Source organism: Streptomyces sp. NRRL S-646 (assembly GCF_000720765.1).
Taxonomy (GTDB): Bacteria; Actinomycetota; Actinomycetes; order Streptomycetales; family Streptomycetaceae; genus Streptomyces.
Map to the genome: position 1 here is coordinate 41835 of NZ_JODC01000029.1, position 21867 is coordinate 63701.

24 protein-coding genes are annotated in these 21867 nt (G+C 69.7%); 15 read left to right on the forward strand and 9 right to left on the reverse strand.

Annotation, left to right across the window (positions count from 1 at the left end):
• The first annotated feature begins 347 nt into the window (after positions 1-347).
• Genes IH68_RS0144490 through IH68_RS0144500 form a run of 3 tightly spaced genes read left to right on the forward strand, consistent with a single transcriptional unit; the run spans position 348 to position 4182 of the window.
• Positions 348-1088 carry a TnsA-like heteromeric transposase endonuclease subunit gene (locus tag IH68_RS0144490; RefSeq protein WP_199931996.1) on the forward strand — a complete coding sequence of 247 codons (741 nt, stop codon included), beginning with the start codon at positions 348-350 and terminating at the stop codon, positions 1086-1088.
• Positions 1076-3166 (forward strand): Mu transposase C-terminal domain-containing protein, encoded by a 2091-nt coding sequence (locus IH68_RS0144495; protein ID WP_030948241.1) that lies wholly within the window; start codon positions 1076-1078, stop codon positions 3164-3166. The genes IH68_RS0144490 and IH68_RS0144495 overlap by 13 nt, the downstream gene beginning before the upstream one ends.
• On the forward strand, positions 3163-4182 hold the full coding sequence (locus tag IH68_RS0144500; protein ID WP_030948243.1) for an ATP-binding protein: 1020 nt from the start codon (positions 3163-3165) through the stop codon (positions 4180-4182). The genes IH68_RS0144495 and IH68_RS0144500 overlap by 4 nt, the downstream gene beginning before the upstream one ends.
• Before the next feature lie 1065 nt (positions 4183-5247).
• On the opposite strand, the gene IH68_RS0144510 is transcribed toward IH68_RS0144500, so the two are convergent.
• Positions 5248-6048 carry an aminoglycoside phosphotransferase family protein gene (locus tag IH68_RS0144510; protein WP_030948247.1) on the reverse strand — a complete coding sequence of 267 codons (801 nt, stop codon included), beginning with the start codon at positions 6046-6048 and terminating at the stop codon, positions 5248-5250.
• A 57-nt stretch (positions 6049-6105) separates the two neighbouring features.
• Positions 6106-6780 carry a formylglycine-generating enzyme family protein gene (locus tag IH68_RS0144515; RefSeq protein ID WP_030948249.1) on the reverse strand — a complete coding sequence of 225 codons (675 nt, stop codon included), beginning with the start codon at positions 6778-6780 and terminating at the stop codon, positions 6106-6108.
• 251 nt (positions 6781-7031) lie between these two features.
• On the opposite strand from IH68_RS0144515, the gene IH68_RS54470 reads away from it, so the two are divergent.
• Complete coding sequence (locus tag IH68_RS54470; RefSeq protein WP_078912894.1) at positions 7032-7667, forward strand: PadR family transcriptional regulator; 636 nt, start codon at positions 7032-7034, stop codon at positions 7665-7667.
• Positions 7668-7731: 64 nt separating this feature from the next.
• On the opposite strand, the gene IH68_RS0144525 is transcribed toward IH68_RS54470, so the two are convergent.
• Together IH68_RS0144525 and IH68_RS57485 are read right to left on the reverse strand one after the other, a co-directional pair.
• The gene (locus IH68_RS0144525) at positions 7732-8160 is read right to left on the reverse strand and encodes an SRPBCC family protein (protein ID WP_030948253.1); all 429 of its coding nucleotides are present in this window, start codon (positions 8158-8160) and stop codon (positions 7732-7734) included.
• 116 nt (positions 8161-8276) lie between these two features.
• Complete coding sequence (locus IH68_RS57485) at positions 8277-8444, reverse strand: hypothetical protein (RefSeq protein ID WP_199931997.1); 168 nt, start codon at positions 8442-8444, stop codon at positions 8277-8279.
• Between the two features lie 219 nt (positions 8445-8663).
• Between IH68_RS57485 and IH68_RS0144535 the strand changes: the two genes are divergently transcribed.
• The 3 genes from IH68_RS0144535 to IH68_RS0144545 all read left to right on the forward strand — a co-directional run bounded on the left by IH68_RS0144535 (position 8664) and on the right by IH68_RS0144545 (position 11377).
• Positions 8664-9209 (forward strand): Clp protease N-terminal domain-containing protein, encoded by a 546-nt coding sequence (locus IH68_RS0144535; RefSeq protein WP_037886300.1) that lies wholly within the window; start codon positions 8664-8666, stop codon positions 9207-9209.
• A gap of 46 nt (positions 9210-9255) precedes the next feature.
• Complete coding sequence (locus tag IH68_RS0144540) at positions 9256-10260, forward strand: EamA family transporter (RefSeq protein WP_030948258.1); 1005 nt, start codon at positions 9256-9258, stop codon at positions 10258-10260.
• A 169-nt stretch (positions 10261-10429) separates the two neighbouring features.
• Positions 10430-11377 (forward strand): DMT family transporter, encoded by a 948-nt coding sequence (locus IH68_RS0144545; protein ID WP_030948261.1) that lies wholly within the window; start codon positions 10430-10432, stop codon positions 11375-11377.
• A 48-nt stretch (positions 11378-11425) separates the two neighbouring features.
• On the opposite strand, the gene IH68_RS0144550 is transcribed toward IH68_RS0144545, so the two are convergent.
• Positions 11426-12112: a pyridoxamine 5'-phosphate oxidase family protein gene (locus tag IH68_RS0144550; protein WP_030948263.1), complete on the reverse strand. Its 687-nt coding sequence runs from the start codon at positions 12110-12112 to the stop codon at positions 11426-11428.
• A gap of 74 nt (positions 12113-12186) precedes the next feature.
• Between IH68_RS0144550 and IH68_RS0144555 the strand changes: the two genes are divergently transcribed.
• Positions 12187-13518, forward strand: a complete 1332-nt coding sequence (locus IH68_RS0144555; RefSeq protein WP_030948266.1) for an aminotransferase class I/II-fold pyridoxal phosphate-dependent enzyme — start codon at positions 12187-12189, stop codon at positions 13516-13518.
• Between the two features lie 64 nt (positions 13519-13582).
• Positions 13583-14485 carry a LysR family transcriptional regulator gene (locus IH68_RS0144560; protein ID WP_030948268.1) on the forward strand — a complete coding sequence of 301 codons (903 nt, stop codon included), beginning with the start codon at positions 13583-13585 and terminating at the stop codon, positions 14483-14485.
• Here IH68_RS0144560 and IH68_RS0144565 read toward each other — a convergent pair.
• Positions 14482-14949, reverse strand: coding sequence for a pyridoxamine 5'-phosphate oxidase family protein (locus IH68_RS0144565; protein ID WP_030948271.1), 468 nt, complete (start codon positions 14947-14949; stop codon positions 14482-14484). The two genes, IH68_RS0144560 and IH68_RS0144565, sit on opposite strands and share 4 nt — an antisense overlap.
• A gap of 143 nt (positions 14950-15092) precedes the next feature.
• Between IH68_RS0144565 and IH68_RS0144570 the strand changes: the two genes are divergently transcribed.
• Entirely contained in the window at positions 15093-15749 is a 657-nt protein-coding gene (locus IH68_RS0144570; protein ID WP_030948273.1) for an isochorismatase family cysteine hydrolase, read from the forward strand.
• On the opposite strand, the gene IH68_RS0144575 is transcribed toward IH68_RS0144570, so the two are convergent.
• Positions 15736-16221, reverse strand: a complete 486-nt coding sequence (locus IH68_RS0144575) for a Rieske (2Fe-2S) protein (protein ID WP_030948275.1) — start codon at positions 16219-16221, stop codon at positions 15736-15738. The genes IH68_RS0144570 and IH68_RS0144575 overlap by 14 nt on opposite strands.
• 155 nt (positions 16222-16376) lie before the next feature.
• On the opposite strand from IH68_RS0144575, the gene IH68_RS59305 reads away from it, so the two are divergent.
• On the forward strand, positions 16377-16502 hold the full coding sequence (locus IH68_RS59305; protein ID WP_267883789.1) for a hypothetical protein: 126 nt from the start codon (positions 16377-16379) through the stop codon (positions 16500-16502).
• 656 nt (positions 16503-17158) lie between these two features.
• Here IH68_RS59305 and IH68_RS0144585 read toward each other — a convergent pair.
• Positions 17159-17446 carry a MarR family winged helix-turn-helix transcriptional regulator gene (locus IH68_RS0144585; RefSeq protein WP_234341792.1) on the reverse strand — a complete coding sequence of 96 codons (288 nt, stop codon included), beginning with the start codon at positions 17444-17446 and terminating at the stop codon, positions 17159-17161.
• A gap of 345 nt (positions 17447-17791) precedes the next feature.
• The gene (locus IH68_RS0144590; RefSeq protein ID WP_234341793.1) at positions 17792-19060 is read right to left on the reverse strand and encodes a sensor histidine kinase; all 1269 of its coding nucleotides are present in this window, start codon (positions 19058-19060) and stop codon (positions 17792-17794) included.
• Positions 19061-19629: 569 nt separating this feature from the next.
• On the opposite strand from IH68_RS0144590, the gene IH68_RS0144600 reads away from it, so the two are divergent.
• From IH68_RS0144600 to IH68_RS0144615, 4 genes are all read left to right on the forward strand, one after another.
• Positions 19630-20397 carry a hypothetical protein gene (locus IH68_RS0144600; protein WP_030948281.1) on the forward strand — a complete coding sequence of 256 codons (768 nt, stop codon included), beginning with the start codon at positions 19630-19632 and terminating at the stop codon, positions 20395-20397.
• Positions 20394-20804 (forward strand): GntR family transcriptional regulator, encoded by a 411-nt coding sequence (locus tag IH68_RS0144605; RefSeq protein WP_030948283.1) that lies wholly within the window; start codon positions 20394-20396, stop codon positions 20802-20804. The genes IH68_RS0144600 and IH68_RS0144605 overlap by 4 nt, the downstream gene beginning before the upstream one ends.
• A 496-nt stretch (positions 20805-21300) precedes the next feature.
• Complete coding sequence (locus IH68_RS0144610) at positions 21301-21606, forward strand: IS110 family transposase (protein ID WP_030948285.1); 306 nt, start codon at positions 21301-21303, stop codon at positions 21604-21606.
• Positions 21572-21867 (forward strand): helix-turn-helix domain-containing protein (locus IH68_RS0144615; protein ID WP_030948288.1); only part of this gene is annotated, 296 nt, incomplete at its 3' end. The genes IH68_RS0144610 and IH68_RS0144615, both read left to right, overlap by 35 nt.

The window sequence follows — 21867 nt, forward strand, 5'->3', positions numbered from 1 at the left end:
TGGTCGGGGATGTCGAGCCAGGTGCGGGCGCGGGATTCGGGTTTGTTGTGCAGGCAGCGTAGTCCGGGGCGTGCCGACGCTCCCCCTCGCCGTCATGCCAGTGCAGCCAGAACGGCTGCGAGCCAATCCCCACCACGCTCAACCGCGCGACTAGGTTCGCTGAGACAGAAGCCCGAACGACTCAGTTCGTTGAGAAAACGACACGACTGAGTGAGACAGGACATCTGACCTGTGTCAGTTACCTCTGATCGATTGCCACTGATGAATGATCAACGCTAGTTTGTGCCACCTAAAGATGATCACCTGGCGTACAGCAGGCGGGGGACGTGGTGGGGGCACTTGTCGGTGTGCCGGACGAGGCTCCCCTGACGGCCTTTGACCTGGCCTTTTCCGTTAACGGCTCGCTTGTGCGCCGGTCGCTGGGGTCGAGTTGGGACACGCGCTTTGAAGCTGCGGATCCGGTACGGGAGTTCAGCTGGCGCAAGGACGGTCACGGGTTCGCTGGCTGGTACTACTCGACGACGGTCCGGGATCACGTGGGCTACGAGTCGTGGCTGGAGAGGGACCGGCTGATCCTGCTGGACCGCGATCCGCACGTGGTCGCGATCGCCTCGCAGCCGTTCTGGCTGCACTGGCACGACGGCACCCGCAAGCGTCGGCACGCTCCCGACTACTTTGTCCGGCTGTCTGACGGTCGCGCCCGCGTCGTTGACGTCCGGGCCGAGGACGAGATGGATGAGGCGACGCGGGAGGCGTTCGACGCGACCGGGCATGCCTGCCGGGCCGTGGGCTGGGAGTTCGAGTGGGCTGGCAGGCCTGAGCCGGTGTTCATGGCGAATGCCCGCTGGCTGTCCCGGTATCGGCGGGCCCGCTGCGGACGGCCGGCGGTGGTGGTGGACCGGCTCCGGGAGGTCTTCCGTGAACCGATGGGCCTCTGGGACGGCGCCGGGCTGGTCGGGGACCGTCTGCAGGTTCTGCCGGTGCTGTTCCATCTGCTGTGGTCCGGTGCCTTGAAGACGGACCTGGTGGGAGGGCTGATGGAGACCGACAGTCTGGTCTGGACGGAGGGAAACTCATGGGCGGTCTGAAGCGGCCGCCGGCCTTGGCGGTCGGCCAGAGGGTCCGGTTCGAGGGTCAGGTCAGGGGGGTTCTCGAGGTCACCGCACAGGCGGCGGTGCTGGAGGACACCGAGACCCCGCACCGAGTGGTGGCCCTGATCGACCTGTTCGAGACGGCGGACTTCGAGATCCTGTTCCAGCCCGAACGCATGCCGCTGCCGCCGTCCGGTCTACTGGAGACCTTCGATCCCGAAGTCATGAAGCGGGCACTGTGGTGGGAAGAGCACATCCTCGAGGTCCTGCACGGGCTGCCGCCCGGCGTCGAACCCGGAACACCTCCGCGGCCGGGTTACGGACCGGGCACGTCGGTGACCTCACGCCAGAAGACCAAGGCGGCCGAACTCGCGGCCCTCGGCCACGAGCTCAAGTCCGGGGCGGTGGGGCTGCGGCGACGCCGCTACATGGAGGACGGCCTGGTCGGACTGGCCAGGCTTGTGGACCACAGGCCGGGACGCAAGCGCAAGGAGTTCGGTGACGCGTCGGATGCCGTCGTCGCGGCGATGCGGCAGGCGATCAAGGAGGGCGTCGAGACCTCGACGCGCAACGGGGCCTACCTGATCTGGAGGACCGGGGAGATCCTCCGGGACAACGGCGGCGACCTGGCCGAACTGCCGTCGCGGCGGACGCTCTACCGTCTGCTGGACAAGATGGCGGCGGGCACGCACGCGACCGGGTCGGCGGTCACCCGCAGGTCGAAAGCCCACGGGGCCGCTGACCCGTTCGGAGAGCTGACGGTGTCGGCTCCGGGCGAGGTCATGCAGATCGACTCCACTCCGCTGGACGTCATGGTCCGCCTCGACGAGGGAGTGGTCGGCAAGGTCGAACTGACCGGCATGATCGACGTCGCGTCCAGGACGCTGACAGCGGCGGTGCTCAGGCCCACGACGAAGTCGGTCGACGCCAGCGTGCTGCTGGCCCGCACGGTCACTCCGGAGCTGATGCGGCCGGGCTGGGTCGACGCGCTGAAGATGTCGCGCTCGGTGCTGCCGCACCGCCGCCTGCTGACCATCGACGAACGCCTCGAGCACGCCGCGGCCAAACCGGTGATCGTCCCGGAGATGATCGTCTGCGATCACGGCAAGGTGTTCGTCTCGCACAACTTCCGGGCTTCCTGCCGGTTCCTTGAGATCGACTTCCAGCCCACGCACAAGGGCTCGCCCTTCGAGAAGGGGCACATCGAGAAGATGCTGGGCTCCGTCGCGACGATGTTCGCCCAGTTCCTCCCCGGCCACACCGGCCGCAACACCGACCACCGCGGCCGGCACCCGGAGGAGGAGAACCTGTGGTCCCTGCCTGAACTCCAGGACCTGCTGGACGAGTGGATCGTCGCCCACTGGCAAAACCGCCCGCACGAGGGGCTGCGTGATCCCGACCACCCGGGACGCCTGTTCACCCCCAACCAGAAGTACGCCGCCCTGGTGGAGGCCTGCGGCTACGTCCCGGTCGCGCTCAGCGGCCAGGACTACATCGAGCTCCTGCCTGCGGCCTGGCGGGCCGTCAACTCCTACGGTATCCGGATCAACAACCGCACCTACGACGCCCCCGAACTCGGGCCGATGCGACGCCGCGACTCGGGCATCACCGCTAAACGCGGGCTCTGGGAGGTCCACCGCGACCCCTACGACGTCTCCCGCGTCTGGGTACGCAATCACCGCGGCGACGGTGAATGGGTCCAGGCGACCTGGAAGTACCTGAACCGGGCTCCGGTCCCCTTCGGCGACCTGGCATGGGATCACGTCAGCCACCAACTGCCCAAGGCCACCGAGGAAGAACTCGCCGAAGCAGTGGCTGCCCTGCTCACCCGCGCACACGCCGGCCCCACCCGGCCGACGGCCAAGAAAAGTCGGAAAGTCGCAACGGCCAAGAAGGACCGCCGCGTCGCGGCCCGCACCAAGGCCACCACGCCGACGGCAGCCACAACGCCGCCACCGACGAGCACGCAGGACGAGCCCGCCTTGCACGAGCCGGCGGAGGACGAGGAAACCATGGCCGAGGTGATCCCGCTGGGGCTCTTCGACCCGCTCGAGGACCCCTGGAAGAGATCATGACGACGATGCCCGACAGCGGCCCGCACGACGACTTCGGCCAGTACCTGACTGTCCTGCCCGGCTGGCAGCAGTTCGTCGCGTCGACCACCAGCACCACGATGACCATGCTGACGAAGAACGAGTACGACGCCCTGAGCAAAGAGGAGAAGTACGACTACGACGAGGACCGGCTCGACCACCACGCCCGTCTTCAGGTGGTCGCCACCTCCACCGTCCGCCGCACCGTCACCTGCGGACGTCGCCTGACCGTCCTCAACCGCGGTGCCATCAGCGCACGCCGCGGCCTGATCGTCACCGGTCCGGCCAACACCGGCAAGACGATCGCTCTGACCCAGCTCGGCCTGGCCCACGAACTCCAGGACCGCCGCCGGCACCCCGGGCAGGACGAGCGCATACCGGTCATCTACATCACCGTCCCGCCCGCCGCGACACCTCGCATGATCGCCGCCGAGTTCGCCCGTTTCCTCGGCCTCCCAGTGCTGCGAAGCTCCAACATCACCGACCTCACTGAAGCCGTGGTCGGCGTCTGCACCAAGGCCCGCACCGGCCTCGTCCTGGTCGACGAGATCCACAACATCTCGCTGCAGACCCGCACCGGAGCCGACGCGTCCGACACACTCAAGTACTTCTCCGAGCGGGTCCCGGCGACCTTCGCCTACGCGGGCATCGACATCGAGGACAGCAGTCTCCTGACCGGAACCCGCGGCGACCAGATCGCCGCCCGGTTCACGGCAGTGGACACCCATCCCTTCCCCTACAACGCGGAATGGAAGGCCCTGGTCGCCCAGTTGGAGGCGAACCTCCTGCTGCACCAGCACAAGCCCGGCACCCTCACCCGCCTGGACCGGTTCCTGCACACCCGCACCGGCGGCATGATCGGCACCCTGTCCCACCAGCTCCGCGGGGCCGCCGTCGACGCCATCCTCACCGGCACCGAAAAGATCACCAAAGCAGGACTGCTGGCCGTCGACCTCGACATCGCCTCCCGCCGCAAGCAGCCCGGCACCGACAGATGACGTCGTCGGCCCCGGACACCGAGGTCGCCCGCCTTCCGTTCAAGGTTCGTCCACGACAGGGAGAAGGAGTCGCCTCGTTCATCACCCGCCTCGCCAAGGCGAACTACCTTCCTCCCGCCTACCTGCGCAAATACCTCGCAGAACCGCCCATGCACCGGGGCAGTCCGACCTGGCCCCGCGTTGCCGCCGCCGCTGGCCGCGAACCGGCCGAGCTCCGGCAGATCCTGAACACGGTCAACTGCGAGGAATGCGGGGCCCCCATACAGTCCAAAGCGAGCTTCGGCGTCAAGCCGCTGACCTGTTCGAGAGCCTGCCGACAGAAGAGATACCGCAAGCGCCACCCCGCCAGCCAGTGGCGCCGGGAACGCTGCCGGATCTGCCGAAAGGTCATGGTCATGCGTATCGGACAGCGTCGCCCTCTCTGTTCGTCGGCCTGCCGACGAGCCGCCTACCTCGAACGGCAACAGCGACGCACGCCACAACCCGAAGCACCTTCCGGACCACAGGCCGACTCATCACCGGCCTGTCTGATCTGCGAAGTTCCTCTGCCGCCGAATGCTGTCAGGAGCGGGCGCCGCACCTGTTCTCAACGCTGCCGACAAGCGGCATATCGCTGGCGGACGACACCACCGCGTCCAGATCTCCCACCGACCCAACCCCGGAACCCGACACTGATGTCCGCCCGAACATGCGAAGTCTGCGGGCAACCGCTGCCTCCCGGGCGCGGACAGCCACGACGCCGCACATGCTCGGCTCGGTGTCGCCAGCGGGCCTACCGGTCATCCGAAGAACACCGCACTCAACAAGCAGCCCCAGCGTCCCCGAACCCCGACCCACCGCCTGAACCCGCGGCTTCACCCACCACGGTCGGGGCGAGGGCTGACGCCCTCGCCCCGAACCGCAACGAGTCACTGGAAAAGCCGCCCTGCACAGTCTGTTTGGGCCCCCTGCCCGAAGGACGCAGCAGGTCACAGCGCCGGACGTGCTCCCAGCGTTGCCGTCAGAAGGCATACCGCCAACGCAAGGCGATGCTTTTGTGAGTCTGTCCTCGAACGTCCAGGCCGGTCAGTTCAGCAGGGCAGCTTTGAACGTCTGACGGTGGTCCACCAGCCAGGTCTGCATGCGGTCCCAGCGTTCCCATCCACCACGCTCTGCCAACGCCTGGAGATAGACGGGGTCTCCGTCGGCCACGCGGCGGGCGACGAAGGCCCGGCAGACCTCCGCGGCCTGCTCGATGACGACGGGCAACTCGGCGCGGTCCCCCGCCGAGAGGCCGTAACCGTCGGCAAGAATCCGCAGCCGTGCGGCCGCATCCAGTCCGGGGGGATGGAGAGCGGCCGCGGACTTGGGATCAAGCATGGGCACCCAATAGCGGGCGGTCATGGCGACGTCCCAGAGGGCACGGCCCGGGGCCGCCAAGTCGAAATCGATCAGGGCCGCGGCACGACCGTCGCGGAAGACGACGTTCTCCGGGCACACATCGTTGTGACACAACATCGTTCCCCCCTCCGGGTCGGCGAGGTCCGGGGGCCACTCGGCACGGGTGTCGACCGCGACGGCCGCGCTGGTCTCATGCAGACGCCGCAGCAGGCTACCCACCGATGCGAGGGCAGAACTTGCCATCGCCCAGTCCGGGAACGGCGGCAGAGCCACGTCGCCAGGGATGAAAGTCAGCTGCTCATGGCCATCCGAGGTGAGACCGACAGGGGTCGGCGCCGCGTCGAAGCCGTGCTCCTTCAGCGCAAGGAGATAGGCATGGAGGGCGCGCGCGTTGCGCGGTGCCGGTCGCTCCACCAACTCCCCTCGGCGGAAGACTGCCCCCGCGTTCGCCATGCCGCCGGTCAGCGCCTCGTCTTCAGCCGTCATGAGGATCACGCTAACGCCCGACCGATCCCGCGCGGGCCGGGCTGCACACGACGTGGATCAGCTCACGACGGAACGCGCGACGCGGAATCCCACGTCGTCGACCTGGAAAGTCGGGTGGCTGCGGCGCCGCGCGGAGGCCCGGCAACTCCAGTGCTCATCGAACCAACCACCGCCACGGAGCACCCGGTAGGCGCCATAGACCTCGGCGTCGTAGACATCCCAGCACCAGTCCCAGACGTTGCCGAGCATGTCGTAAAGCCCCCACGAGTTGGGGCGTTTGCCGCCCACCTCGTGGATGCGCTCGTGCGAGTTACCGCGGTACCAGCCGATCTCGTCGAGATCCCCGTAGTGCGGCCCGGTCGTCCCGGCACGGCAGGCGTGCTCCCACTCGGCTTCGGTCGGCAGTCGATACCCGTCGGCGGACGCGTCCCACTCGATGTCTTCGGCCTCGGCACGGAAGTGGTACGCGGGCGTGAGGCCGGTGCACTGGGACAGGGCGTTGCAGAACCGCGCCGCGTCCCACCAGGAGACGCACTCGACGGGCAGCTGGTCCCCAGGGGCGGTACTCGGCCGCTGGCCTGTGATCTGTGCGTACAACGCCTGGGTGACCGGGAATGCCGCGAGCTGGTAGGGCGCAAGCTCGACCGACCAACTGCGCTGTGTCCGCCGGTCCGACAGCGTCACCTGCCCCGGCGGGATGGCGATCATCTCGTTCCCCATCATCACGTCCATGATCAGGAGATCCTAACGAGCCCTGCCATTGCGAGACGACAGAGCTACTAACGGTTGCCCTTGGCTGACACGAATCTGCAAGTGGTCATCCTTCACTGACACAGACGGCCATCGATCGTCCTTCAGTGGCAATCGATCAACGTTCACTGGCACAGGTCAACATCGTCCCCTCGGCGGGCCTTGCCATGCGAACTGTTCCGATATATCGTTGACGCATCGCGACAGATCAACGATGGAATGGAGTGATTGCGATGCGTTCCCATGGATTCGAACGTGGACACGGTGGACCCGGCCCTCGCGGGCGGGGTGGTTTCGAGGGCCTGCGCGGCGCCTTCGGTCCCTTCGGGCCGGGTGGCCCCGGCGGTGGTCCGGGCGGCTTCGGCTTCGGCGGACCCGGCTTCGGTCCGGGCCCCTGGGGGCCACGAGGGCGCGGCGGACCGAGGGGCAGGGCACGGCGAGGCGACGTACGGGCGTCGATCCTGGCCCTGCTGAAGGACCGGCCCATGCACGGTTACGAGATGATCCAGGAGATCGCCGAGCGCAGTGGCGGGGCGTGGAAGCCCAGCCCCGGTTCGGTGTACCCCACCCTCCAGCTGCTGGAGGACGAGGGCCTGATCGCCAGTGCGAGCGAGGGCGGCAAGAAGCTCTTCTCGCTCACCGAGTCCGGCCGCAGCGCGGCAGACGAGGGCCCGGACGCGCCCTGGGAGGAAGCGTCCCGCGGTATCGACTTCGAGGCGCTCGGTGAGATCCGCCAGGCAGGCTTCGGTCTGATGGAGGCCTTCGGCCAGGTCTGGAAGACCGGCAACAAGGAGCAGCGCGAGAAGGCGCTGACGGTCATCAACGAAGCCCGCAAGAAGCTGTATCTGATCCTCGCCGACGAGGACTGACGGCCCTACGGCGACGAAGGCGCCCCGCGGAGTGCTCCGCGGGGCGCCTTTCCGTGTCCGGCGGTCAGGACACCAGCCCGGCGAGCTTGCGCAGCGACTCGTTCAACGCGGCGGTCCCCGAGTCCTTCAGCCGGCCCGCCATCAAAGTGACCGCGGCGCCCGTGAACTCGCCGTCGATGCGGACCTTCGTGGCGTCGCCCTCAGGGGTCAGGGTGTAGCGCGTGGCCAGGCTCACGGCCATCGGACCCTTGCCCTTGATGGCGAAGACCCGGGCCGGTTCCAGCTCCGAGATGGTCCATTCGACCTCGGCCGGGAAGCCCATCAGCTTCATGTTCTCCTGGAAGGTCCCGCCCACTTCGAGCGCCGCCGGGCCGCCCTGCGGAAAGCTGGTGTGGGTGGCGTTCCACTCGCCGTACGCGGGCCAGTCCATGAGCTGTGCCCACACCTTCTCGGCGGGCGCCTCGATCCGTGCCTCCGCGTTGATTTCGGGCATGCGACCACCTCTTCGTGTCGGGCTGTGGTGTCGCGGAACGTAGCCGCAGGGCCTGGAACATTCAATACTGATGAACCGTCAGGAAGTGTGAGTGTTCCTCCGTGCGCCCCGGGCGGTCAGCCGACCCGGCGGATCAATGCGGCGTCGAAGAGATCGCAGGCGCGCGGGAAGGTGCTCTCTTCGTGGCAGTGCCAGGCGTCCCAGAACAGGTCGGCGGGCAGTGCGTCCTCCGGGGCGTACACCCGGTACACGTACTGCTTGCCGTCGACGGCCGGCAGGGACACCAGCCAGCACCTGCTCTCCACGCATTTTCAGGACGTGCGACGGGGCGCTGTGGTTGCACGCCGGGCGCGCGGCAAGGCGGCGCGCGCCCCTGCGGGCAGAACGGCCAGATCTCATCCGTAAGGAGGAGATTCCGGCCCGCCGGGTCCACTCTCTGTGGGACGCCAAAATGCTCCCCCTCGGGGATGACCGGAGGCGAGGAGGCTGATGGGGTAGGGGTTGTGCAACCCCGTATCCCCCGGCAGTCGGTCGGCGAACAGGCCGCCGGCCCCCGCGTGGACAACGATGCCAGGCTCAGAGCCGAGCTGGCAGCGGTGGTCTCCGGCGCCCGCCGCCGGGCGGTGCGCGACGGGGACCGGCAGATCGACACGGCCCATCTGCTGCACTCGCTCCTGGAGCAGGACCCCGAGGTGCGGGCCGTCTTCGACGACGGGCCCGAGATCGCGCGGCTGCTCGGCTACCTGGTGCAGCGCAGTATCGGTTACGGCCTGCGCTGGCAGGGCTCCGTCGAGGACTCCGGCGCCGTGCCCGTGGTCGCGGCGGCCGAGGGTTTCTCGCCGCTGGCCGCGGCCGCGATGGGCCACGCCTGCGAGCGCGCCGCCGCCCGCGGCGCCGGACCGGCAAGCGGCATCGATCTCCTCGCGGCGATCGTCGTCGACCCGCAGGCACGGGCCGTCGAGGTCCTCGACCGGGCCGGCATCGAAACGGGCGCCGTGCTGACACGCATCGAGAACCGGCTGGCACGCTCCAGGTGGTCCAGCCGCTGAGACAGGTGTCATCGGGGGTGACGCTCATGTCGTCGCCTGTCATCATGTGCCCGTGCATACGTCAGACAGCAGCCGGGGCAGCCGCCGCAGCAGTGCCGGGCTCGGTCTCGCCCTCGGGTCCGCGGTCGCCTTCGGAGGATCCGGGGTCGCGGCGAAACCCCTGATCGAGGCGGGCCTCGACCCGCTCCACGTGGTGTGGCTGCGCGTCGCGGGCGCCGCGCTGGTGATGCTGCCGGTCGCCGTGCGCCACCGCGCGCTGCTGCGCCGCCGCCCGGCGCTGCTCGCCGGGTTCGGACTGCTGGCCGTGGCCGGTGTGCAGGCCTGCTACTTCGCCGCGATCTCCCGCATACCCGTCGGCGTCGCGCTGCTCGTCGAGTACCTCGCGCCGGCCCTGGTCCTGGGCTGGGTGCGGTTCGTGCAGCGGCGGCCGGTGACCCGGGCCGCCGCGCTCGGTGTGGTCCTCGCGGCCTGCGGGCTCGCCTGTGTGGTCGAGGTCTGGTCGGGGCTGAGCTTCGACGCCGTCGGCCTGCTGCTCGCCCTCGGTGCCGCCTGCTGTCAGGTCGGCTACTTCGTCCTGTCGGACCAGGGCAGCGACGCCGGTGACGACGCACCCGACCCGCTCGGCGTCATCGCCTACGGCCTGCTGATCGGCGCCGTCGTCCTGACCGCCGTGGCCCGCCCCTGGAACATGCACTGGTCCGTGCTGACCGGCACCGCGCACCTGGACGGCACTCCGGTCGCCGCCCTCCTCCTGCTGGCCTGGATCGTCCTGATCGCCACCGTCCTCGCCTACGTCACCGGCGTCCTGTCGGTGCGCCGGCTCTCCCCGCAGGTCGCGGGCGTCGTGGCCTGCCTCGAAGCGGTCGTCGCGACGGTCCTGGCCTGGGTGCTGCTGGGCGAGCATCTGTCGGCGCCGCAGATCGTCGGCGGTGCGGTCGTCCTGGTGGGCGCGTTCATCGCCCAGTCCTCGGCACCCGCCAAGGGCTCCCCGGAGCCGGTGGCGAGCGGCGGCCCGGAAAGGGAGTTGTCGTCCCGCGAAAGCCCCGCCTAGGGTGCTGATCATGCATTCGAACGCACTCGTTCTTCCGCCTCCGGCCGCCTGAGGCGGGCCCTCCGGAATCCACGCCCGGCCCGGTGCCGGGCGGAACGGTGCTGCCCGCAGAAGAAGTCCACGGCCCGGTCGATGCCGGGCCCCTTCCGAAACTTCTGCGGAGACATTCGTGTCGTCGAATGCTGCTTTCGGCCTGCCCGTCGGGCGAGGCCTGTTCTGTCTGATCGTCGCCGGTGCCGCCTGGGGCACCGCGGGCGCGGCCGCCTCCCTGGTCTTCCGGGCCAGTGACATGGGCTACGCCGCGCTCTCCTTCTGGCGCTGCGCGGCCGGCCTCGTCCTGCTGCTCGCCGCCCGCCTGCTGCGTCCGCGCCGGCGCACCGCCGTATGCGAACCGCTCCGGCGCAGGGTGCTGCGGCTCGGTGTCTCGGGCGTCGGGCTCGCCGTGTTCCAGACCGCCTACTTCGCGGCCGTGTCCACCACCGGCCTCGCCGTTGCCACCGTCGTCACGCTCGGCACCGGCCCTGTGCTCATCGCGCTGGGCGCCCGGCTGACGATGGGGGAGCGGCTGGGCCGCGGCGGCCTGACCGCCGTCGCCGGAGCCCTGGCAGGGCTGGGAGTGCTCGTCCTCGGCGGCGGCGGAGCGACCGTACGCCTGTCGGGTGTGCTGTTCGCCCTGCTGTCCGCAGTCGGATACAGCGTGCTGACCCTGCTCACGCGCTGGTGGGGGAGGGACGGTGAGGTCGACGCGTCCACCACGTCGGTGGGGGCGTTCGCGGTCACCAGCCTCTGCCTGCTGCCGTTCGCCCTGGCCGAGGGGATCGTCCCGCACGCGGCCCATCCCGCCCGGACCGTATGGCTGCTGGCCTACCTCGCCACTGTCCCCACGGCCCTCGCCTACGGCCTCTACTTCGCGGGAGCGGCCGCCGTCCGGTCCGCCACGGTGTCCGTGATCATGCTCCTGGAACCGGTCGGCGCGGCGGTCCTGGCGGTCGCCCTGCTCGGCGAACGGCTCACTCCGGCAACCCTGGCGGGCACGCTGCTGATGCTGGGCTCGGTGGCGGGCCTGGCACTGGCGGAGGCACGCGGCGCGGCGGCGGAGGACCCGGTGCGGGTGTGAGGCGGGGGTGCGGGGCCCGGTCACCGGACCCCGCACCCGTCGGAACCGTCACGGCACCGCGAGATAGTCGGGGACCGCGGTGCCGGCCGCCAGGTCGGCGTCGGGCACCGGGGTTTCGTAGCCCTTCCGCAGCGGGACGACGCCGGCCCAGTGCGGCAGGGCCAGGTCCTCGGGCTCGTCGTTCACACCGCCCGTGCGGAGCTTGGCGGAGACCTCGTTCAGGTCGAGGCGGATCACCGCGGTTGCGGCCAGCTCCTTCTTGTTCGCGGGCCGGGAGTCGGCCGCCCGGCCCGGTACGACGTGGTCGACCAGCGCGTCCAGGGCGGCCCGCTTCTCCTCGGGGTCCGTCACGTCGTGGGCGATGCCGTGCACCACCACGGACCGGTAGTTGATCGAGTGGTGGAAGGCCGAGCGGGCCAGGATCAGTGCGTCGACATGCGTGACGGTCAGGCACACGGCGAGCCCGGGGTCGGCCTTGCCGGTCATCCGCAGCGGGCGCGAGCCAGTCGAGCCGTGCACGTAAAGGCGGTCGCCGACGCGCCCGTACAGCGTGGGCAGCACCACCGGGGCCCCGTCCCTCACGAAGCCCAGATGACAGACGTACCCCTCGTCGAGTATCGCGTGCACCAGCTCCTTGTCGTACGACGCCCGCTCCGCGGCGCGGGTGGGGACGGTGCGGTCGGTCGGCGTGTAGGCGGCGGGCTGCGACGTCGGCTGCTGCCGGGTCCCCTGCATTGCGATCTCCATTGCTGTGTGTCGTCCGCTGTCGGTGTTGCGTTCCTGTATTGCACTAGTGCATAATGTTCTTTGTGCTAGGAGGATATCGGATCAAAGGGCGGCGCGCAGCAGAGATTGCGGCGAGCGTCGAGCGTGCGGTGGGGTCCGGCGAGCTGGAGCCGGGTCAACTGCTGCCTCCCATGCGGGAGTTGGCGATCGAGCTGAGCGTGAATCCGAACACGGTCGCGTCCGCGTACCGGATTCTGCGGGAGCGCGGGGTCATCGAGACGTCCGGGCGTCGCGGCAGCCGGGTGCGGTCCAAGCCGGCCACCACGGGGCGCGACTACGTCCGGATGGATGTGCCCGCGGGGGTGCGGGACGTGGCGAACGGCAACCCCGACCCGGCGCTGCTGCCCTCGCTGGCGCAGGTTTTCGCGGCGGCGGGCGAGCAGGGCGACCGGGAGCCCGTGTTGTACGGAGATGCCCCGGTCGAACCGGAGCTGGAGCGGATCGCGCGCGCGGACCTGGAGGCCGACGGGGTGCCGGACGGACCGCTGACGGTCGCGTCCGGCTCGCTGGACGCCATCGAGCGCGTCCTTGCGGCGCACCTCAAACCGGGGGACACCGTCGCCGTGGAGGACCCCGGCTGGGGCAGCCTGCTCGACCTCGTCCCGGCACTTGGCCTGCGCACGGCCCCGGTGGGCGTCGACGACGAGGGTCCGCTCCCCGGCGACGTACGGCAGGCCCTGACGGCCGGCGCCCGCGCCCTGATCATCACGGACCGCGCCCAGAACCCGACCGGCGCCGCGGTGAGCGCCACGCGCGCGCGTGCCCTGCGCGCCGTGCTCCGCGACCACCCGGAGATCCTCCTGATCGAGGACGACCACGGTCACGGCATCGTCGACCTCCCACTGCACCCCCTGGCCGGCATCACCCGGCACTGGGCCTTCGTGCGCTCGGTCGCCAAGGCGTACGGCCCCGACCTGCGCCTGGCCGTCCTCACCGGCGACACGACCACGGTCGACCGGGTGAGCGGCCGGCACCGCCTCGGCCCCGGCTGGGTCAGCCGCCTCGTCCAGCGGGCGGTGGTACGGCTGTGGGCCGACGACGCACTGGACACCCGCGCGGTCGCCGCGGCCTACCGCGCCCGCCGCGACCTCCTGATCGACGCCCTCGCGCAACGTGGTGTGGAGGCCCACGGCCGCACCGGCCTGAACGTCTGGATCCCCGTCCCCGACGAAACCACCGCCGTGGCCGCCCTCCTCCACGCCGGCTGGGCAGTCGCGCCGGGCGCCCGCTTCCGCATGAGCGCCCCACCGGGCATCCGCATCACGGTCGCGACCCTGGCACCGCAGGAGGCCGGCCTCCTGGCGGACGCGATCGCCAGAGCCTTGGGTCCATCGCCGACCCGGAACTACGTGTGAGGGGGCGCACCCCACCTCGTAGCACGTCGAGAATGTGAGCGTGGTACCTCGTAGCATTGCTTATATGTTGAATCTGGAGCGTCTGCGCACGCTCGACGCCCTCGCGCGGCACGGCTCCGTCAGCGGTGCCGCCGAGGGGCTGCACGTCACGACGTCGGCCGTATCCCAGCAGCTGGCCAAGCTGGAGCGGGAGGTCGGCCAGCAGCTGCTCGCCAAGAACGGGCGGGGCGTGCGGCTCACGGACGCGGGCCGGCTGCTCGCCGAGCACGCGGCCCGCATCCTGTCGCAGGTCGAGCTCGCCCAGTCCGACCTGGAGGCACACCGCGGGGAGGTGGTGGGGGAGCTGCGGCTGGCGGCGTTCCCGACCGCGGCGCGCGGCCTGTTCCCGGCCGCCCTGTCCCGGCTGCGCAAGGCACATCCGGGCCTGCGCGTCACCTCCCGGGAGACGGAGCCCGAGCCCGCCGTCCTCGCCGTGATGCGCGGCGACTTCGACCTCGCCGTCGTCCTGGACTGGTACAACAGACCGTTGCCCACGCCCGAGGGGCTGGTCAAGGCCGTCCTCCTCGACGACACGGCAGATGTGGCGATGCCGGCCGGGCACCGGTACGCGGAGCGGGCCGAGGTCGACCTGGAGGACTTCGCCGACGACGACTGGATCACCTGGGGCGAGAGCGAGTTCTGCCACGAGTGGCTGATCCACACCCTGCGCTCCAAGGGCATCGAGCCGCGCGTCGCCCACCGCGCCGAGGAACACCCCACTCAACTCGCCCTGGTCGGTGCGGGGTTGGGAGTGTGCGTAGCGCCGAGACTCGGGCGTGGACCGCTCCCGGAGGGCGTGCGGGCCGTGCCCGTGCGGCAGTCGGTACGGCGCCAGATCTACGCCGTCTGGCGTGCGGACGCCGACCGCCGCCCGTCGATCCGGGCGGCGGTGGAGGCGCTCCAGGACGCGGGGCGCGAGGTGGGCTAGGCGGGTCCCAGCTTGCGGAAGTCCCAGGACACGATCTTCTCCGGGGTCAGCCGCACCCAGGCGTGCCGGCCGTCGTGCGGCATCTCCTCCAGGTTGAAGTTCTTGCGGGCGAACAGGGTCTCCGGGACGTCGAGTTCGGCGCAGAGTTCCCCGGTGCGGGGGAACTCGCCCACGAACTCCACGGATCCGGACAGCTCGACGCCGCGCAGTTCGTCGTACTCCTCGCCCGTGTCGACCACGATCGCGACCCGTGGATCGCGCCGCAGGTCGGTCCAGCGCTTGCTGCGCACGACGGAGTACAGCCACATCGAGGTGCCGTCCCAGGCGAACCACAGCGTGCTGACGTGCGGCGCTCCACCCGCGGACACCGTGGCGACCCGGCAGGTGCGCTGGGTGACGAGGAACTCGTCCAGCTCACCGGGCGTCATCATGATCTTCCGGCCCCGACGCTGAGTGACGGTCATGCGGCCCCCTCTTCTCTCACGTCGTGTCAGAGGAACTCCAGTGATCCTCTGACATCACGTCAGAAAAGGATGGGACGTCTTCCGTCCATGCGCAATGGCCGTTACGCTCGCCCGCTCCGGACCGCCGTCGACGAGGGGGAACCGTGCCGTCGTACGAACAGCTCAGCGAACTTCTCGACCCGGCGACCACCGTGCTGCTGACCGTCGAGTGCCAGCAGGGGGTCGTCGGCCCGGACGGCGCGCTGCCCGAACTCGCCCGCGAGGCACGCTCCTCGGGAGCCCTGGCCAACGTCGCCCGGTTGGTGGCGGCCGCGCACGAGAGCGGGATCCAGGTCGTCCACGCCATCGCCGAGCGCCGCCCCGACGGCCGCGGTGCGAGCCGCAACGCCCGCCTCTTCCGCGCCGCCGAACGCCTCCCCGTGCAGCAGCTGTCCGGCACGAAGGCGGTGCGCGTCGCCGCCCCGATCGAAGTCACCGAGGAGGACTTCGTCGTACGGCGACTGCACGGGTTGTCCCCGATCCAGGGCACCGACGTCGACGCGCTGCTGCGCAACCTGGGCTGCCGCACACTGGTCGTGACCGGTGTCTCGACGAACGTGGCGATCCCGAACGCCGTGTTCGACGCCGTGAACCGCGGCTACACCGCCGTCGTGCCGTCCGACGCCGTCGCGGGAGTGCCCTCCGAGTACACCGCCGCGATGATCCGCCACACCCTCGCGCTGGTCGCCACGATCGCGACCACGAACGAAGTGCTGGGCTGCTTCGAACGGCCCCGGCGCAGGCGGATCACGCCAGCGTGATCGAATCCCCGCTCACGGTGATCTTCTCGGCCGGCAGGGGCTGCGTGGCGGGACCCTTCTTCACACTGCCGTCGGTGACGGAGAACTCACTCTTGTGGCACGGACAGATGATCACGCCATTGGAGATCTCGGACACCGCGCAGCCCTGGTGCGTGCACTTCGACGAGAACGCCTTGTAGGTGCCCGCCGTCGGCTGGGTGACCACCACGCCCTGGTCCTTGAAGATCTTGCCGCCGCCCGCCGGGATGTCGGCCGTCTTGGCCAGTGCGGTGCCGCCGCCGGAGCCGGACGAGGCGTTGGAGTCGCCGCCGCTCGCGTTGGCGCCCGCCCGGGTGTTCGAGGATGAGGGGTCCGAGGACCCGTTGTCCGATCCGCACGCGGTCAGCGCGACGGCGAGCCCCGTCGCGCCCACCGCCGCCACGACAGTACGGCGGCCGGGTGCCGGAACGGGATGAAGCGGTTCGCTGGTCATGCTGACGTTCCCTTCCATGCAAGCTTCGAAGATCTGTCCAGGGGTACGGTCGCCGAGCAAGGGTTGTTCAGACGATGTCGAGAGCTTGACGGGTTCGGGATCAGGGGGAGGTAAGCCAGAGCTGTCGTTTCGCTGTCGGCCAGTAACCTGGGGCGATGCTCAAGGAAGTCATCGCGACCCGCTACATCACGCCTCTGCGGGAGGGCGGATCGCTGCCGGGACTCGTCGAGGCCGACGACTTCGGGACGTACGTCCTGAAGTTGTCTACGAGGCCACTCTGACCTGGGGTGATGCGATGGTTGCTACCTCTGACCTGCACGGATGAGCCTTTCGGGGCCTTTCATGGCCATGCCGCGTTACGCGGCCCATTCTCCCCGCGCGCTCCTCAAGAGGGGCTCTTACTCCCCAGATTCTCCCCAGGGGGCCTCCTGATGACAGGCGCTGACTGTGATCTCGGCGGCTCGGCGTAGGGGGGTAGCGGTCACGCAACGTGCCCGCCGGCAAAGCGCATAGTTCTGGTGCGCTGCCGAAGAGAGGCGCAGAGCGGCGTGGGCACGGTCGCCAACAGCGAACTGGTCGCCGAGGAGATCGTACGCACGCTGCTGCAGGATCGCGGGCAGGATGAAGAAGTTGAGCACCCCGCGCGCAGGACGAGTGGACGCCCGGTGACACGGCCGGAAGTCCCCGAAGGGTCCCAGCTCTGCACGAACGGCGACGCGAGCTTCTGGAACGGCTCGCGGCTGGCGAGGATCCCGTGGATTCGGGGACTGCGGAACAGCGCACCCAGGAGCAGTACATGACCACCGCCACCGAGCACCGCACCCACGACGACCACACCCACACCCACGGCGCGGGCTGCGGTGCCAACGAATCTACGCGGTCACAACACTGGCGAGCAGGGGTTCACAGGGCAGGCGAACCGCTCGTGACCATGGACTCATGCGGGCGAGAGCATCTCCTGAAGGATGCGCTGCAGCTCGGTGCGGTCCCGCGGAGTGATCCTCGCCAGCCTGCGGTCGTACTCCGCCGCGAGGGCTGCAAGTGCACGATCCCGTGCCTCTGTGCCCTCAGCGGTTAGTACGAGCCGGTGACGCCGCAGGTCCGCGTCGTCGATCTCGCGCCGGATGAACCCATTGGCGACGAGGTTGCGGACGTAGACCGTCACGCTCGCTTTGGGGAGCAGCAGTGCCGTCGCGATCTCGGCCGGGTACGGCGAGGCTTCCACCTCGGGCAGCCTGCCGGTCCGACAGACCGAGCACGAACTGCAGCACACAGACGGTGGCCAGTTGCGCAGGCGAGAGACCCGGACGCCCATCCCGCGGGTACCAGTCGGCGAAGTCCTCATCCCGCCACAGCCCGTCCAGCCGGTCACGCACCCATATCGCCGTCGTACCACCCGGGTTGCTCGCCCGCGCGACCTGCGCAGTCAGAGGCGGGACCTGCTCACCGGAACGCGGGCGGAGGGACAACGGGCACCTCAACAACTACATAGATCATCGGAACGATCCGAGCATGCCCGTCGATCATGATGCCGCACTGCAGAACTCCAAGATCTCCGACAGAGTCAAGCTCAGTGAAAAGGGGCGTCGCCCCTGACCGTCTGGCTCGCCTCGTCCGCGGGTGTCGGCGGGAGATTGATGGTGGCGACGGCGCCACCCTCGGGCGGGTTGTGCCAGCTCAGGCGGGCCTCGATCACTCCGGCCTGTCCGGTGGCGATGGCCAGGCCCAGGCCGAGGCCGCCGTTGCCGCCGGTGCGGAACCGCTGAGGGCCGTGGGTGATCAGCTCGGGCGGGAAGCCGGGGCCGTGGTCGCGGACCCGCAGTTCGGGGCCGTCGACCTCCACTACCACCGGCTCCGCGCCGTGCCGCAGCGCGTTGGTGACCAGGTTGGTGAGGACACGATCGAGGCGACGCGGGTCGGTCTCCCGCACGGTGTCGTGGATGACCTCCACTGCCACCGCCGCCTGCGGCCGGTCGGCCCGCACGCCCGCGACCACGCGTCGGGCGAGCGCGGCGAGTTCCACCTCCCGCGGCTCGGCACGCTCGCCCCCGTTGTCGATCCGGGCCACCTCCAGGACGTCCTCCATCAGGTCCCGCAGCCGTACGGCGCGTTCGCGGACCATTTCGGCCGGACGGTCGTCCCCCGGGAGCAGGCTCGACGCGGTCAGCAGTCCCGCAATCGGGGTGCGCAGCTCGTGCGCGATGTTCGCTGTCACGGCGCGTTCGGTCTCGATCCGGGCGGCGAGGGCCTGCGCCATCGCATTGACGGCTGCGGAGAGCTGGGCGATCTCGTCGCGCCCGCGCTGGGGCAGTCGGGCGTCCAGCTCCCCGTCCTTGATCCGCTCGGCCTGGCGAGTGGCCCGCCGGAGCCGGCGGGCCATCGCGGCCGCCAGCCCGATGCCCACGATGCTCGCGCCGAGCGCGCCGACGACGGCAGCGCTCCGGGTGGCGTGTTCCAGGTCCTCGAAAAGGGTCTGGGGAAAATGGCGGCGGAAGGCCAGCAGTTGGCCGTCTTCACCGAGGCCCGCGGCCCAGACGGTGGTTCCCGACGCGTCCGCTTCCAGATAGGTGACCGACCTGGCTCCTCCGGGTCCAACGGCGCGCCGCAGGTCCTCCGGCACCTTCACCGGGTCGACTTCGAGACCGGCCGTGACCCGGCCCTCCTGGTAGTGCCGTGCGGCCTCCTGGTACTCGGCGAGGACGCTGTCACGGCGGTCGTCCTGGACGATCCCCGGAACGAACGTGCCGGTCAGCGTTGCCGACACAGCGGCCGTCGCGGCGATCGTCATCCCGATCTTGAAATGCAGGCCGATCCGCAGGCCCCGTAAACGTGTGCCCACACGCATATCCCCACGTGCCCTCCGCATCGGCATCAGCTTGAACCGCTCGCAGAACCGTACGAGGCCCGCGGAGCGGGCCCAACGCAGACGGCGCAGACAGCGCAGGCCGGCACGGCAGTAGGAAACTCCATGCGCTTCACCCTCACACCCCGCGCCATTCCGACTCCAGCGGGACGGAACGACCGTTGCCCAATTGTCGACCAACGGAACGCGGCGAGCCCGGCCGACCGGGCGCGAGCAGTTGCCCGTCAGCCCCGGAACGGATCTCCGTCCTCGGCTTCGACGACCAGCTGATGGCCGAATGGCTCGACCTGTCCACCGTGGCCCAGTCCCCCTCCGACATGGGCCGCGCCGCAGCCGAACTGGCCCTGGTGTACCGAATGGACAGGTATTAACCAGTTTCGACCAATGGATGCAACCCAATCCGACTTGTATCGAGCAATTGACACAAGATCTTGCGCGCGGCATCTTGTACTAGCCGCTCGATACAACCGTACTCGCGGCAGGCAGCGCCCTCTACCGCTGGGCACCGACCACCGCAACCGCCCCCACTCCACCGAGGTCCCCACATGCTCGACACCGCTCCACCCGCATCCCCCCGCCGCGCCCGCGCCGATCACTACGCCCGCTGGGCCGGTCTGGTCGCGGGCACCGTGGCCGCGCTGCGACTGGCCACCCTTCCCACCGCCGAGTTCGGCGACGATTTCAGCAGGCCGATCGTCATGGCCATCACCGGCTTCGGTCTGTGCGTGGCGGGCGGCGTCCTGCTCGGCGACGCCCTCACCCCCCGTCCTCAGGAAGCGATCCGCACTGCCGAACTCACCCCCCGCCGGGTCCGAGACCACGTGCCACCTCGCATGACGCCCTTACTTCTCCTGCAGGCGGTCGCCCTCGTCGTACTGCTGGCAGTCGGCGCTGCCACGGCCTCCCCCGACCTCATAGGCCGACCGGACAGGGCCCTCACCCTCTCGTGCGGCGGCGTGAGCGAACCCGTCAGCTCCTGGCCGGGCTTGTACTACGGCACCCCAATCCTCGCCTCGCTCAGCGCCGGCACAGCCGCCTGCGTCTGGGCCCTGCGGCGCATCGCCCACCGCCCCGGCAGCGACCGGCAACGCCGCGACCGCTCGCTGGCGATCACCGCAGCCTGGGGCCTGCTGGTCTCGCCGCAGCTGCTCCTCGTCGTTTTGATGATGGCCATCACGCTGACGCACGTGACCTGCGCCGCCACGTTCGGCACCGTCACCGCGGTGGTCATCTACCCCCTGGGCCTGCTCGCCCTGACCACCCTGGTCTGGTCCCTGTTCACCGTTGTGGCACCCCGGGCGGCCCGGCGATGACCGGCCCCGTCGTCCGCGTCGACACCAGCAGCGCCGTCCCGCCATACGAGCAGATCCGCGCCCAACTGGCCGCCATGATCCTCACCGGCCAACTGACCGAGGGCGAACGCCTCCCGACCGTGCGTCAGCTCGCCGCCGACCTGGGCCTGGCCCCGGGCACCGTGGCCCGCGCCTACCGCGAGCTGGAGGCAGCGGAGCTGATCCGCACCCGCCGCGGCGCAGGCACCCGGGTCGCGCCACCGCCATCCGAGCCGAACCACCCGAATCCTCACCAACTCGCCACGCTGGCGAGGGACTTCACCTCAGCCGCCCGCGCTCTGGGCGCCGACACCGAAGCCATCCTGGCCGCTGTCCATGATGTCCTGGGCCAGGACCAGCCCCGGGCCAATAACATGGCCCACGGCTGAAGGCATCCAACCCGGCGAACCTAATTCCTTGTTAACGGTGCCACGAGGAGCTGTGAGCCTTGCGGTGCTGTTCGAACCGGACGGTGATGTCTAAACGTTGCCTGGCGGCTGACGCCTCGCATCAGAGCGGCGGACGGTCCGGCGGATCTCGTGGTGGCGGTCGCGTGGGCACCGGGCGGATACCTTCGGCGAGCACGGCGTTGATGCCTCCGCATAGAGCGGTGACGCTCGGTGCCTTCGCGGCCGCCACCATGTCAACACCCGTCGTGTGATCGCTCGTTGGTGTTGGTGGTGCGAGCCCGTCGCACGGTGACCTCTTGATACACCCGAGCCGTCCGAGCTCCGACTCAGACCGAGGCCCGTGGGGTGAGCTGGCGCCACGAACGGCTGCTGAGGTGGCGGACCGGCCTGGTGTCGAGTCCTGGAATCAGGTCGCTGCGTGGCCCGCATGCGCTCGTGACCAGCGCAAACAGTCAACGCTCAGGGAAGGAGCAACTTGATCTACTGCGGAATCGACTGGGCCGAACAAACACACGACGTCGCCCTCGTCGACGACTCCGGCCAGCTGCTGGCCAAGAGGCACATCGCCGATGACGCGGTCGGCTACCGGATCCTGCTGAACCTGCTCGCCGAATACGGCGACACCGAGGACGACTCAATTCCGGTGGCAATCGAGACCTCCCGGGGCCTGCTGGTCGCGGTGCTGCGGACTCTAAAACTGACGATCATCGTTGACACCTGGGTCTCCGATCACTACGGAGATCCACATGCCGAAGCCCACACCCACCACCCCGCCGCTTGACCGTGAAGCCAAGCGGCGCCTGGCCGTCATGCGCCATGTCGAAGAGGTCACCGGGAATGTCGCTATGTCCTGCCGCTACTTCGGGATCAGCCGGCAGGCGTACTACACGTGGTACCGCCGCTACCAGGCCGAGGGCGTCGAGGGCCTGCGCACCCGTTCCAAGGCGCCCAAGACGTCGCCGAACGCGACACACGTCGAGGTGGTCGGGAAGATCATCTATCTCCGGCAGAACTACCACTTCGGCCCCGAGAAGATCGCCAT